Below are 14,178 nucleotides of genomic sequence, written 5' to 3' on the forward strand. Positions count from 1 at the left end.
CCGTTGCGGGGCCGGCACTCGCAGCCGTGGGGGCGACTAGTTCCAGCCGATGTCTCCGAGGAACAGGCCCTCGGAGACCGCGTTGGCGGGGATGCCGGTGACCTCGGCCTTGGCGACGACCGTGTTCGGGAAGAGGAAGAGCGTGTTGGACGCGGCGTCGTCGACGATGGTGCGCACGACCTCCTTCATGCCCGAGATGTAGCCGGCCTCGTCTGCCTGGTCCGCGGCCGCCGCGGCGTCGGCGATCTTCGAGTTGTCGTAGCCGATGTAGTAGTCGGGGTTGTTGAACATGGTCAGCACGTCGCGCTGCTCGACGGCGAGGATGATCGACATCTGGTAGTCGTGCTTGGTGAAGACCTCGTCGAGCCAGACCGCGGGGAACTCCGCCGAAGCGATCTTGGCGTCGATGCCGACGTCCTTGAGCTGCGCGACGACGATCTCCGAGATCGCGGTCGCATACGGACGGGTCGGGACGGTGAAGGTGATCGAGACGCCCTCCGCGCCGGCTTCCTTGAGCAGTTCCTTGGCCTTCGCCGGGTCGAACGGATACACGCCGTTGAGGTCCTCGTAGTACGGGTCGCTCGGCGGCACCGGCGCGCCGACCAGGGTGCCGTTGCCGTTCCACGCCGCATCCATCACCGCCTGGCGGTCGATCGCGTGCATCACCGCCTGGCGGACCCGGACGTCGTCGAAGGGAGCGACGCGGTTGTTCATCGACAGCACGATCTCGCCGGTCGACTCGCCGTTGAGCACCTGGAACTCGGGCTTGCCCTCGAACGCCGACAGCAGTGCGGGTGCCTGCATGTTGTAGATGACGTCGACATCGCCCGACTGCAGTGCGTTCGTCGTCGCCGTCGCCTCGGCGAAGTACTTCAGCGTCGCGGTGCTCACCTTCGGTGCATCGCCCCAGTAGTCGGAACGGGCGGCCATGTCGATCGCCTCGTTCGGCTTCCACGACTCGACCGTGAACGGCCCCGTGCCGATTGCCTGATTGGCAAGATCTGCGACGCCGCTCTCATCGAACATCGCACCCACACGTGTGGCCATGTCGTACAGCCAGACATTGCTGGGGCGCGAGAGCACCACCTCGACCTCGGTGTCGCTGAGCACGTTCACCGACTCGACGATGTCCATCTTCGTCTTGAGCCCGGACGTCCAGGCATCCGACTTCACGCGATCGATGCTGAACTTGACGTCTTCGGCGGTGAAGTCCGCGCCGTTCGAGAACGTCACGCCCGAGCGCAGTGTGAAGGTCACCACCGTGCGGTCATCGCTCAGCGACCAGGATTCCGCCAGCAGCGGCTCGAGCTCGCCGTCCTGGTTCACCTGGACGAGCCCCTCGTACACGTTGCCGAGGAGCGCCTGGGGGATGGCGGCGCCCGCGGTGGTGGTGAAGTCGAGGTTCGCGGGCGGGCCGGTGAGTGCGACGGTGATCGAGTCAGTGCCGGCCGGATCGGCGGTGGCACCGCCGGAGCTGCCGGCCGTGCACGACGTCAGTGCGAGTGTGGCGACGGCGAGCGTCGACACCGTGAGGGTCAGGGTACGAGCACGGGACATGTGGTGTTCTCCATCTGTATGCGACATTGCAGTGAACGGGTAAAGGTGAAGCGGGCAGTGACGTCAGGGGTGGGTCGTCACTGCGGTTTGACCTCGTCGGCCAGAGCGCGCAGGGCCTCCTGCTGCTCGGGCTCGACGAAGTCGACATAGTGCCAGTAGGTGTCGTCGCGGGTGAGCCAGGCGGCGCGCTTGCCGTCGCGTCGCCGGATCGCGTCGAGCATCTCCTCGTGGTGATGGATCAGCGACTGCATCAGCACACGGCTGTCGGATGCCGAGGAGATCTTCTGCTCCATGAGCGATAGGACGGCGCCGCGCACGGCCTCGTTGACCAGCTCGAGCAGTGTGTTCCGACTGGCCTTGGCGAGCACCTTGTGGAACTCCAGGTCGGCTTCTCCGAAGGCGACCGGGTTCGTTCCGACGCTGGCGCGCATGCGTGCGTTGGCGCGTTCGAGTGCCGCGAGCTCTTCGTCATCGCGGTGGTGCGCGGCCAAGACGGCGGCGGCGCTGCTGATCACCATTCGGAACTGCAACAGCGACGAGAGATCGGCGCCGCTGAGCGCTGTCGCCTGCTTCAACGCCCGCTCCAGCGGGGCAGAGCTCAGCGGCAGAACCACGGGGCCACGCCGATCGCCGAGACGCGATTCCACGACGTGGTTGCTCTGCAGCACCCGCAGTGCCTCTCGCACGGTCGGCCGGCTCACGCCGTACTGCTCGACGAGTTCGCGCTCACTGGGCAGGTGGTCACCCGGCCGGAGCTCACCGGACAGCACGGCCTGCTCGATGCGCTCGGCGATGACGCGGTACGCGGGTGGTGGCGAAGGGGCATTCATCGGGATCGTCTCCTGCTCGGGTTCGGGGTCGGCGGCGGGGTCTAGCTCATCGGGGGCGTGAACCGTCCGTCGACAGCCGTCCACCCGCCGTCCACGTACAGCACGCTGCCGGTGACGAACGTCGATGCGTCCGACGCGAGGTACACGACGGCGCCGGCGAGCTCGCTCGGCTTCGACCAACGTCCCAGCGCGCTCTTCGAGGCATACGCGTCGTACCACTCGGGAGTTGCCTTGATGGCGTCGGTGAGAGGCGTGTCGACGCACCCGGGAGCGATCGCGTTCGCGCGCACGCCGGCGTGTCCGAACTCGGCCGCAGCGGTGCGGAGCAACTGGACAGTGGCCGCCTTGCTGGCCGCGTACACGCCCTGGCCAGGCTCGACGACGACGTGGCGGATCGAGGAGAACCCGATGATGCTGCCGCCCTGGCGCCCGACCATGTTCGCGCCGAACGCGCGGATGAGGTCGAAGCTCGAACGCTGGTTGAGCGCCACGACGCGGTCGTACTCGTCTGACGAGTAGTCGAGCAGCGGCTTGCGCACGTTCGTCGCGGCGGTGAACAGCAGCGTGTCGGCATCGTTGTGCTCAGCCGCCGCGTCGAAGACCTGCGCCGAGTCGAGCACGTCGAGCTGAAGAGCCTCGGCGGTGCCACCCTGCTCGCGGATGAGCCGGCTCGTCTCCTCGGCACCGTCGAGGTTGCGGTCGGCGCAGACGACGTGCGCGCCGTGAGCGGCCAGGGCCAGCGCGCTCTCGCGGCCGATGCCGCTGGCGCTGCCGACGGCGACCGCCTTGCGGCCGTCGAGACGGAACAGATTGGTGTAGTCCATGGGATCCTTCTTCGTTCTACGGCCGGATGACGGCCATGCGGGTGACGGTCAGCTCTTCGGCGGCGAATCGGGGACCTTCGCGACCGATGCCCGAGTCCTTGACACCGCCGTAGGGCATGACGTCGTTGCGGTAGCCGGGCACGTGGTTGACGATGACGCCACCGACCTCGAACTCCTCGACGGCGCGGAACGCCGTCTTGAGCGAGGTGGTGAACACGGCCGCCTGCAGCCCGTACCGGGAGTGGTTCACGGCAGCGACGGCAGCGTCGAAGTCCGGGACCGATTGGATGCAGATCACCGGACCGAAGATCTCCTCGTCCCAGACCCGTGCTCCCTGCGGAACGTCGGTGAGAACGGTCGGCTCCAGGGCTGTGCCTCGACGGCCGCCGCCGGAGACCACCCGCGCTCCGCCGTCGACGGCCTCGGCGATCCACTCCAGGACGCGCTCGGTGGAGCGCTCATCGATCAGCGCGGCGACCTGCGTATCCTCGTCGCGGGGGTCTCCGACGGAGACATCCGCCATCCGCTGTGCGACGAGATCCGAGAACTCATCGACCACCGCGGCCTCGACGATGACGCGCTGCACCGAGATGCATGCCTGCCCGTTGGCGTAGAAGCCGCCCTGCACCGCAGCGTTCGCCGCCGCCGCGAGGTCGGCGTCGTGAGCCACGACCAGTGCCGCATTGGATCCAAGCTCCAGAAGTGCCTTGCGTGGAGCGCAGTCGCGAGCGATCTGATGGCCCACTGCGGCGGAGCCGGTGAAGCTGACCGCCCCGATGCGGGGGTCTGTCGTCAGCGTGCGTCCGACGTCGGGGCCGCCGGTCACGAGCTGCACCGCAGCGAGGGGAGCGCCGTGTCGTCGGAGCACTTCGCGCACGAGGTGGACGAGCCACAGCGTGGCCAGTGGCGTCTGCGGTGCCGGCTTGCAGATCACGGCGCACCCCGCGGCGATGCTGGGTGCGATCTTGTGGCTCGACAGCAGCAGGGGGTAGTTGAATCCGGCGATGCCGATGACGACGCCGATCGGCTTGCGGGTCCAGTACCCGATCAGTCCTTCGCCGCCGGACTGGATGTCCAGCGGCACCGTCTCGCCCCGCAGCTGAGCCACGGCCTCTGCGGCCGCATGCCAGGTAAACAGCGTGCGATCCACCTCGGTGCGGCAATCACGGAGCGGCTTGCCCGTCTCGAGCACGAGAAGGTCTTCGAGTTCGGCGCGGTGCTGTTCGAGCTCGGCCGCCACATCGAGCAGGATCGAACGGCGCACTCCCGCGCTCAGGGCGGCCACCTCGGGCTGCACCGCGAGCGCCGCTTCGAGCGCCCGCTCGGCGTGGGCCACTTCTCCTACCGGCGCCTCGGCGACAACCGTGCCGTCATACGGGAAGACGATAGATTCGTTGCTGACGCCATCCGTTGTCCATTCGTCCGCGAGGGGCAGGCCCGAGGGGAAAAGGGTAGGGAGAATGCCCATTACGGCTCCGCTCTGAAACGTAAGAATGATGCACGGCCACTGGTAAGACCGCTGGAGTCCCAAGCTAGGGTAAAGCGCTCCAGCGCGTCAACTTGTTCGCCGAAATGCGCAGAACTTGGACTGGATACAAACTGTCGGCGACGGAGCGTAGAGCGTCTTCGGGCGCAACGCGCATCACGAGGTCACCGCCGAGCGCGGTGCCGGGTCGGAAATTTCTCTTGCGGTAGATGCGTTTACGGGAATATGCTCAAAGGCTGTCGCGCCGACCGGCCGACGAAGCCGAGCCTGAGGAGGACACCATGGCCACGACGATTGTCACGTTCATCGCCCTCGGCTCGCGCGCAGCCCGCCTGCGTGATTGATCGCGGTCCGCGCCACTGACACGGCGCGTCGCACTGCCTCACACCGGATGCCACGGGCATCCGCCATCGTCTTCGTCTTCCGCTCGCAACGCAACTGAGAGTCATGTCTGTCACCGCTTCTTCGTCGTCTCTGTCCACCGTCGCCGCGCTCCTGCGCCTGAAGCCCTTCGTCCGCCCGATCATCGGCCGGCTCATCGGCGGTGCGATCAGTGCGCTCGCCGCCGCCGTCATCGCCCTGATGATCCCAATCGTCCTCGAGCAGATCGTGAAGGGCCCGATCACCTCGGGCGTCACCGGTCTGATCGCCGTCGGCGCTTTCGGAGTGCTCGCACTCGCGCTCGGTGAAGCGGCTATGGTGTGGCTGCGCCGCTGGTTCGTGCTGACCCCGGCCACCGAGGTCGAGTTCCAGATGCGCTCCGAGTTGTACTCGCGGTTGCAGAACCTGCCCGTCGCGTTCCACGACCGCTGGCAGTCCGGGCAGCTGCTGAGCCGCATGATGCAGGACATCGGCCTGATCCGGCGCTGGATCGCGTTCGGTCTCATCCTGCTGGTGGTCAACATCCTCACGATCGGCATCGGCGCCGTGCTGCTGTTCCGCTGGCACTGGCTGCTGGGCACGATCTTCCTGGTCACCGGCATCCCGATGTGGATCCAGGGGTACCTTTTCGAGAAGCGGTACGGCGTGCTCGCGCGCCGTAGCCAGGACCAGGCCGGCGACCTCGCGACCAGCGTCGAGGAGAGCGTGCACGGCATCCGGGTGCTCAAGGCGTTCGGCCGTGGCAAGCACGCGCTGACCCGCTTCAGCCGTCAAGCCGAGACCCTGCGCCAGACTGAGCTGAGCAAGGCTCGCGCCGTCGGAGAGATCTGGTTCTGGCTCGACCTGATGCCCCAGATCGCGTTCGGGCTGAGCCTGATCACCGGCATCTGGCTGATCGCCGATGGTGCGATCGACGTGCCGCAGCTGTTCGCGTTCTTCGCGATGGCGACCGTGCTGCGCTGGCCGATCGAATCGATCGGCTTCCTGTTCTCGTTCATGCTCGATGCCCGCACGGCGACCGATCGCGTGTTCGACATCTTCCAGGAGACCAACACGATCACCGACCCCGAGAGCCCGAAGCACATCGCCGAGCCCCGCGGACGCCTGGCCTTCGAGGGCGCACACTTCCGCTATCAGGACGCCGGCGCCGCCGAGCGCGACCTGCTCGACGGCATCGATCTCGTGCTCGAGCCCGGCGAGACCCTGGCCCTGGTCGGACTCACCGGCAGCGGCAAGACCACGCTGACGACCTTGCCTGCCCGGCTCTACGACGTCACCGGCGGACGCGTGACGCTCGACGGCGTCGACGTTCGCGACCTGCAGCTGTCGGAACTGCGCCGCCACATCGCGATGGCCTTCGAGGACGCGACGTTGTTCTCGGCATCCGTCCGTGAGAACGTGCTGCTCGGCCGTGCGGAGCTCGACCTGCACGGCGAGGAGGCCGAGCGCGTGCTGCGCGAGGCGCTTGACGTCGCCCAGGCGGGCTTCGTCGATCAGCTCCCGGACGGCGTCGAGACGATCATCGGTGAAGAGGGTCTGAGCCTGTCGGGCGGACAGCGCCAGCGCCTGGCACTCGCCCGCGCCGTGGCCGCCGCACCCAAGGTGCTGGTGCTCGACGACCCCCTGTCGGCACTCGACGTCGACACCGAGGCCCTGGTCGAGGAAGCACTGCGCCACGTGCTCGCCGACACGACCGCACTGATCGTCGCGCACCGTCCCTCGACGGTCGCGCTCGCCGACCGGGTCGCTCTGCTCGAACGCGGGCGCATCAGCGCGGTCGGCACGCACTCCAAACTGCTGCGCACCAGCGCGCACTACCGGCACGTGATCTCCAGTCTCGAAGCCGAGGAGGCCGCCCGCACCGACGCGATCCCGATCATCACCGACGCCGTCGCCGAGGCACACGCGCGTCAGCAAGACGAGAAAGCGGGCAGCGCCCCGCACGACCAGACCCACGACGAGGAGGTGCAGGCATGAGCATCACCGGAACCCAGAACGAGGATCGTTCCGACTACACGCGGGAAGAGAGCCGCGCCATCCGCCAGCGCTCACTGCGTCTGCTCGGGTCGCTCGTGACGCCGCTGCGCCTGCGCATCGTCGTCGCCGCGCTCGTGCTCGTCGTGTCGACTGCGCTGCAGGTCGCCGGCCCCATCCTGATCGGCATCGCGCTCGACCGCGCACTCCCGCAACTGCTCCAGAACGCCGATTGGATGCCGGCGATCACCGTCACCATCGTGTACTTGGTGGCAGGCATCCTGGGGTCGGCGCTGATCGGCCTGTACGTCGTGCTCGCCGCCAAGATCACCCAGGCCGTGCTGCTCGACCTGCGCAAGCGCATCTTCGTGCACACCCAGCGGCTCAGCCTCGAGTTCCACGAGTCGTACACGTCGGGGCGCATCATCTCGCGCCAGACCAGCGACCTCGACTCGATCCGTGAGCTACTCGATGGCGGTCTGAACAACCTCGTCTCGGGCGTGCTGTTCGGCGTGTTCACCTTCATCGCCCTGGTGATCGCCGACTGGCAGTCCGGGCTCATTCTCGCGCTCGCCGGCATTCCGCTGGCACTGCTGATGCGCTGGTTCTACAAGCGCTCCCAGCTGGTGTACCGCGAGTCGCGCGTGATCAGTGCGAAGGTGATCGTGCAGTTCGTCGAGACGATGACCGGCATCCGCGCCGTGAAGTCGTTCCGCAAGGAACCCCGCAACGATGAGACATTCCGCAAGGTCGCCGGCGACTACCGCGACGTGAACCGCCGCTCGATGGTGCTGTTCGGCACGTTCGAACCGGGGCTCATAGCCGTGTCGGCGCTGACCATCGCTCTTGTGGTGCTGTGGGGCGGCATCCGCGTGTCGGACGGCGCTCTCGGCGTCGGCGTGCTGCTGGCCACGGTGCTGTACGTGCGCAACTTCTTCGCGCCCATGCAAGAGATCGCGATGTTCCTGAACTCCTACCAGTCCGCCACGGCGGCACTGGAGAAGGTCTCGGGAGTACTCGACGAGGTGCCCACCGTTCCCGACCCCGACAAGCCGGTCGACCTGTGGGAGTCGCGTGGGGCGATCCGCTTCGACGAGGTCACCTTCGGGTACAACGGCGAGAAGACGATCCTCCCGAACTTCACGCTCGACATCCCCTCGGGGCAGACCATCGCCCTGGTCGGCACGACGGGAGCGGGCAAGTCGACGTTGGCCAAGCTCATCTCGCGGTTCTACGACCCGTCGATCGGTACGGTCACCCTCGACGGTGTCGACCTGCGCATGCTGCACCCCAAGGATCTGCGCCGCGCGATCGTCATGGTCACACAGGAGGCATATCTGTTCAGCGGCACGGTCGCCGACAACATCGCGCTCGGCAAGCCGGACGCCACGCTCGATGAGATCCGTGCGGCTGCCCGTGCGGTCGGCGCGGACGGATTCATCGAGAGCCTTCCCGACGGATACAACACCGACGTCAACAAGCGTGGCGGGCGCGTGTCCGCGGGGCAGCGTCAGCTGATCTCGTTCGCGCGGGCCTTCCTCGCCGACCCGGCGGTGCTGATCCTCGACGAGGCGACCGCGTCGCTCGACATCCCGTCCGAGCGCCTGATCCAGGACGCACTGCAGACGCTCCTCGCCGACCGTACCGCGATCATCATCGCGCACCGGCTGTCGACGGTTGCGATCGCCGACCGGGTGCTGGTGATGGAGCACGGCCGCATCATCGAGGACGACACCCCGCAGGCGCTGATCGGTGGCTCGGGCAAGTTCGCGCAGCTTCACGCGGCCTGGCAGCAGACTCTGGTGTGATTCTGTTCCGAGCGGCGCAGCACGTGGTTAGGTTGAAGGTGTGGATCCGTTCTGGGCGGTGGCAGCAGAGCTGTGGTGGGTCGCACCCGTCGTCATCGGCGGGGCGACCACCGCTGTCGTGGTGTCACGGAGGGCCAGCGTGAGCAACAAGAGACTCGGTTACGACGCGGCGCGGCTCGAGTTGCGCCAGGCGCAGCAGGACGCCCGCGTCGCCGCCGACAACGCACGTGTGGCTCGCGCCGAGGCGACGAGGGTCACGGCCGACCGTGCCGCGTCGCGGACGGATTCCGGCGCCGTGGCGGCCGCACGGCGCGCGCTGCGCGAGGCGCAGCTGGCGTCGAAGGCCGCGACGGCTCGGGTCAAGGCCGCCCGTGCACGGGTAGTCGCCGAGCGTACGGCGTTGAGCCATGGTGGGGGCGCCCCGCTGGAGCGTATGCGCCACCGCCACGACGCCGTTCTCACTCGGTGGATGGAGTACGAGACCGACCCCGACAAACTGCTCGCGTTCCCCGCGATGTCGGATGCCCGTGCCCCCGCCACCGCGGCCTTCCTCGCCGCGGTGCAGGAGGCGCGGGAGCTCCGGCCGAACGAGGAGCAGCGGGTGACGGCATCCGATTACGGCGCGTACCGCGACGCTGTGGAGCGCCTCGAGCGCGCCTTCGATCTCGCCGAACGCAGCGTGCGCGGTGAGAAGCTGCAACCCGACGGGGCCGATGCGCTGCGCGATGCCGCGCGCACTCTCATGGAACGCACCACCGACGTGATCAACCGCACCTCGGACGTGCTCGGGATGTGGACGCGCCCGCATCGTGACGATCCGCCGCGGGACAGCCGCTGACGGGTGCTCACTTCTTCAGCACGAATGCACTTCTGCAGGATGCTGGTGGCTGATTCGTCCTGAGAACTTGCGATCGTCCTGAGAAAAGGCGAGCGGCGACGGGGCCTCGATGGGGGAGGGGATTCGAGACCCCGCCGCCGGTTCAGGGCGTGACGCGGATCTCGGCGATGACCTCGGAGTACTCGGTCTCGCCGACCGGTTCGAAGCCGACGCGTCGGAAGAACGCTTCGGGGCCCCCATCACCGGCTTCATAGATCACGTTCACGTGATCGACGCCGCGGGCGCGGGCCTCGTCGATCAGAGCCTGCACAGCGAAGCGACCGACACCGCGGCCCTGATCATCGGCATCCACGTTGATGCGCCACAGCACGCTGCGGAAGGTCTCTTCCAACGCCTCGGGGTCGAAGCTTGCGCTGACGAAGCCCACGACCTGGTCGCCGTCGAGCACGACGCGCTGCCACGTGGTCTGGGGGTTCACGACCGTGGCGGCGATGCCATAGGAGACCGGAGCGAGGAACTGCTCCTGTCCGGGCTTGAGCGACAGCTTGTTGACAGCGACGATCGTCGTCGCGGAGAGTTCGACCATACGCAGTTCCGACATGTCCCCAGGCTAGCCCCTACAGCGCGACGTTGGAGAGAATGCTGTCGTACGAATGCACTCGGGTATCTTGGTATCGAGATAAAAAGCCCTCGCGAACGGAGATCCGGTGACCGACGACGCCATCATCTACACCTACACAGACGAGGCGCCGGCCCTGGCGACCGCGTCCTTCCTGCCGATCATCAAGGCATACACGAGCCAGGCAGGCATCGAGGTGGAGACGCGTGACATCTCGCTGGCAGGACGCATCCTCGCCGCCTTCCCCCAGAAGCTCTCCCCCGAGCAGCAGATCGGCGATGCCCTCGCCGAGCTCGGCGGCCTGGCCACGCTGCCCGAGGCCAACATCATCAAGCTGCCGAACATCTCGGCATCGATCCCGCAGCTGAAGGCGGCAATCGCCGAACTGCAGCAGCAGGGCTTCGACGTCCCGGACTACCCGGACGAGCCGAAGGACCTCGATGAGCGCGACGTGCGGGCCCGTTACGACCGCATCAAGGGCTCGGCCGTGAACCCCGTGCTGCGCGAGGGCAACAGCGACCGCCGTGCCCCGTTGGCCGTGAAGAACTACGCCAAGAAGCACCCGCACCGCAACAAGCCGTTCGCCGAGGGCTCGAAGACGCGTGTCGCCACGATGGGGCACGACGACTTCAAGTCGAACGAGCGCTCGTGGGTCGCCGCGCACGACGACGTCCTGAGCATCCGTCACATCGCCGCCGACGGAACCACCACCGTGCTGAAGGAGGGACTGAAGGTCCTGCCGCGCGAGATCATCGACGCCACTTTCCTGTCGGCGAAGCACCTCGATGCCTTCCTCGCCGAAACGCTTGAAGCGGCCAGGAACGATGACGTGCTCTACTCGGTGCACCTCAAGGCCACCATGATGAAGGTCAGCGACCCGATCATCTTCGGCCACGTCGTCAAGGCATTCTTCGCCGACGTCTTCAGCCGCTACGGCCAGCAGCTCGCCGACGCAGGCCTGAGCGCCAACGACGGTCTCGGCTCGATCCTCGCAGGTCTGTCGAACATCGCCGGGGGCGACGAGATCGCCGCCGCGTTCGAGGCAGCGATCGCCGATGGCCCGCGCCTGTCGTACGTGAACTCCGACAAGGGCATCACCAACCTGCACGTGCCCAGCGACGTGATCGTCGACGCCTCGATGCCTGCTCTCGTGCGCAACGGCGGCAAGATGTGGGGCATTGACGGCGCCGAGGGCGACACCCTTGCTGTGATCCCCGATTCGTCCTACGCCGGCGTCTACCAGACCGTGATCGATGATGTCATCGCCAACGGCCCGCTCGACCCCGCCACGATCGGCACCGTGCCGAACGTGGGCCTGATGGCGCAGGCCGCAGAGGAGTACGGCAGCCACGACAAGACCTTCGAGATCGCTGCGGACGGCGTGGTGCAGATCGTCGACAGCGAAGGCACCGTGCTCATCGAGCACACCGTCGGCGCCGGCGACATCTGGCGTGCCACGCAGACCAAGCACATCGCGGTCATGGACTGGGTCAAGCTCGCGGTCACGCGGGCACGCGCCACGGGTGTACCCGCCGTGTTCTGGCTGGACGCCAACCGTTCGCACGACGCGCAGATCATCGCCAAGGTGCACCAGGGCCTCGCGCTGCTCGACACCGCCGGCATCACGATCACGATCCTCGCGCCCGAAGAGGCGACTCGCTACACGCTGGCGCGCATGCGCCACGGCCTGGACACCATCTCGGTGACCGGCAACGTGCTGCGCGACTACCTGACCGACCTGTTCCCGATCCTCGAGGTCGGTACCAGCGCCAAGATGCTCTCGATCGTGCCGCTGCTCGCGGGCGGTGGGCTGTTCGAGACGGGCGCCGGTGGTTCCGCGCCGAAGCACGTGCAGCAGCTCGTCGAGCAGAACTACCTGCGCTGGGACTCGCTGGGTGAGTTCTTCGCCCTGGCCGCATCGCTGGAGCACCTGGCCGACCGCGTCGGCAACGAGCGCGCACGCATCCTCGCCGAGACGCTGGACGCTGCGACCGGCACGTTCCTTGAAGAGGACCGTTCGCCCGGCCGTGCTCTTGGCACGATCGACAACCGCGGCAGCCACTTCTACCTGGCGATGTACTGGGCACAGGAGTTGGCGAAGCAGACGAAGGACGCCGCGCTCGCCGCTGCATTCGCACCGGTCGCCGAGACCCTGGCTGCGAACGAGCAGACGATCGTCGACGAGCTGAACGCTGTGCAGGGTGCGCCCGTCGAGATCGGCGGCTACTACCGGCCCGATGCGGCGAAGGTCGCGGCGGCCATGCGCCCGTCGCAGACCCTGAACGGCGTCATCGACGCACTGGCCTGATCGGGTCGCGTCCGAGACGCGGAAGAGGGCGGATGCTGTCAGCATCCGCCCTCTTCCGTCTTCGTGCCGAGGTTACTCGCGCACCCACACCTCGAGTCCGAGGGGGGAAGCGTCGTACACCTGCTTGGCGGCGTCGAAGGTCATGTTGACGCAGCCGTGGCTCATGCGGTTGCCGAAGTTGGAGTGCCACCACGTGCCGTGGAAGGCTTCGTCGCCGTTGAAGTAGAGCACCCAGGGCACGTCCTTGGTGACGTACTTCGAGCCGTCCGCATTCGTGCCGCGCATGTCCTGGATGGGGACATGCGCGCGCACGCGGAAGTGCCCGAGATCCGTCGGGGTGCCGGGCAGTCCGGTCGAGACCAGCCACGACTTGACGACCTTGCCGTTCTCGATCAGATAGGTGCGCTGGTCGCTGATGTCGACCGTGAGGCTACGGGTGACATCGGTGGTCTCGAAGGGCGTCTCGGTGACGGTGAGCGGGTAGGCCGCCTCGCCCTTCTCGAGCGCGGCGGCGAACTCGGTGGCCATACCGGTCGTGTCGGCCAGCTCTCGGCCGGTGGCACCCTCAGTCTCGGTGCGTAGCACGTTTCCGCCCGAGTCGACGATGTTCTTGGCCGGCACGGCCTCTCTGTTGACGGATTCTGCGAGCGTATCGACGGTGCTCTGGATCTGGGTGGAATCGGCGATGATCTGCAGTTCGCCGTCGACGGCCTCGACGCTCAGCCAGCTCGCGGCCACGTTCGGGGCGACCGGTACCGTCCGCTCGTCGCCGACGTAGAATCCGATCGTGCCGAGCATGGTGTTGAGTTGCTCGACGCCGGCCGTCGCCTTCTCATCGGTGATCGGAGGCTCCACGGTCGTGGGAGCGCCCGAGAACTCGAGCGTCGTCTCACCCTTGTTCACGGCCTCGGTGAACGCGACCGTCAGGTCGTCGACCGAGATGCCCGTGCCGGTAGCGGCGGGAGTCGCGATGTATTTCGCCGCGTCGGCGTCGAAGATGACCTCGGCGTCGGTGGCGGCAGTGAAGCTGGTGGGGGCTGCGGCGCGCAGCGCGCTGGTGGCGGTGTCGGCGTCGAGGGTGATCGCCGCCGTGACGGAGTCGCCCATCCAAGCGCCGAGGTTCCACATCGGCCGCTCGGCGAACGCCTGCTCGGCAAGCAGAGCTGCATCGATGCTCGCTCCGAGGGCGGCGCCGCTGACCTGTGCCTCCTGGTCGACATCCGTGAGGGTGACGTCGGTGGTCGCGATGCGATTGTTGATGGCATCCGCGGCCATGCCAGGGGTCATGCCGCCTACGGCCACGCCGGCCACGGTCGTCCCCGGAGCGATCAGCACGAGTGACGCGCCGATGGCAACCAGCAGCAGAGCACCGCCGCCGAGGCCGACCCACAGGCCGAGGCGGCGCTTCTTCGGAGCGGGTTCAGCGGGCGCCCACTCCATGGGGCGGTCGATATCGCCGGGGGGTCGCGTGTCGACCGATTCGGAGCCCTCGGAAGAGGCACCCGTATCGGGTCCGGAGATCACATCAGTCACGGAACAGCCCCCCAACGGAT

Annotated in this window: 10 protein-coding genes; 4 read left to right on the top strand and 6 right to left on the bottom strand. The window is 67.4% G+C overall.

Features of this window, described 5'->3' with window-relative positions:
• Positions 1–36: 36 nt before the first annotated feature.
• From PTQ19_RS03845 to PTQ19_RS03860, 4 genes are all read right to left on the bottom strand, one after another.
• Entirely contained in the window at positions 37–1,557 is a 1,521-nt protein-coding gene (locus PTQ19_RS03845) for an ABC transporter substrate-binding protein (RefSeq protein ID WP_206550319.1), read from the bottom strand.
• Between the two features lie 77 nt (positions 1,558–1,634).
• Positions 1,635–2,387, bottom strand: coding sequence for a FadR/GntR family transcriptional regulator (locus PTQ19_RS03850; RefSeq protein WP_179411526.1), 753 nt, complete (start codon positions 2,385–2,387; stop codon positions 1,635–1,637).
• Between the two features lie 41 nt (positions 2,388–2,428).
• Complete coding sequence (locus PTQ19_RS03855) at positions 2,429–3,211, bottom strand: SDR family NAD(P)-dependent oxidoreductase (protein ID WP_274368522.1); 783 nt, start codon at positions 3,209–3,211, stop codon at positions 2,429–2,431.
• Between the two features lie 16 nt (positions 3,212–3,227).
• Entirely contained in the window at positions 3,228–4,679 is a 1,452-nt protein-coding gene (locus PTQ19_RS03860) for an aldehyde dehydrogenase family protein (protein ID WP_274368523.1), read from the bottom strand.
• Between the two features lie 465 nt (positions 4,680–5,144).
• Between PTQ19_RS03860 and PTQ19_RS03865 the strand changes: the two genes are divergently transcribed.
• Genes PTQ19_RS03865 through PTQ19_RS03875 form a run of 3 tightly spaced genes read left to right on the top strand, consistent with a single transcriptional unit; the run spans position 5,145 to position 9,698 of the window.
• The gene (locus tag PTQ19_RS03865; protein WP_274368524.1) at positions 5,145–7,055 is read left to right on the top strand and encodes an ABC transporter ATP-binding protein; all 1,911 of its coding nucleotides are present in this window, start codon (positions 5,145–5,147) and stop codon (positions 7,053–7,055) included.
• Positions 7,052–8,860, top strand: a complete 1,809-nt coding sequence (locus tag PTQ19_RS03870; protein WP_274368525.1) for an ABC transporter ATP-binding protein — start codon at positions 7,052–7,054, stop codon at positions 8,858–8,860. Before PTQ19_RS03865 ends, PTQ19_RS03870 begins: the two co-directional genes overlap by 4 nt.
• Positions 8,861–8,900: 40 nt before the next feature.
• Positions 8,901–9,698, top strand: a complete 798-nt coding sequence (locus tag PTQ19_RS03875) for a hypothetical protein (protein WP_274368526.1) — start codon at positions 8,901–8,903, stop codon at positions 9,696–9,698.
• A 142-nt stretch (positions 9,699–9,840) separates the two neighbouring features.
• Here PTQ19_RS03875 and PTQ19_RS03880 read toward each other — a convergent pair whose 3' ends face one another.
• On the bottom strand, positions 9,841–10,299 hold the full coding sequence (locus PTQ19_RS03880) for a GNAT family N-acetyltransferase (RefSeq protein WP_274368527.1): 459 nt from the start codon (positions 10,297–10,299) through the stop codon (positions 9,841–9,843).
• Positions 10,300–10,405: 106 nt separating this feature from the next.
• Here PTQ19_RS03880 and PTQ19_RS03885 point away from each other — a divergent pair, with 106 nt between their 5' ends.
• Positions 10,406–12,625: an NADP-dependent isocitrate dehydrogenase gene (locus PTQ19_RS03885; RefSeq protein ID WP_274368528.1), complete on the top strand. Its 2,220-nt coding sequence runs from the start codon at positions 10,406–10,408 to the stop codon at positions 12,623–12,625.
• 72 nt (positions 12,626–12,697) lie between these two features.
• On the opposite strand, the gene PTQ19_RS03890 is transcribed toward PTQ19_RS03885, so the two are convergent.
• On the bottom strand, positions 12,698–14,158 hold the full coding sequence (locus PTQ19_RS03890; RefSeq protein WP_274368529.1) for a L,D-transpeptidase: 1,461 nt from the start codon (positions 14,156–14,158) through the stop codon (positions 12,698–12,700).
• Positions 14,159–14,178: the final 20 nt, after the last annotated feature.

The sequence above is a fragment of the Microbacterium esteraromaticum genome, assembly GCF_028747645.1.
Classification (GTDB): Bacteria; Actinomycetota; Actinomycetes; order Actinomycetales; family Microbacteriaceae; genus Microbacterium; species Microbacterium esteraromaticum_C.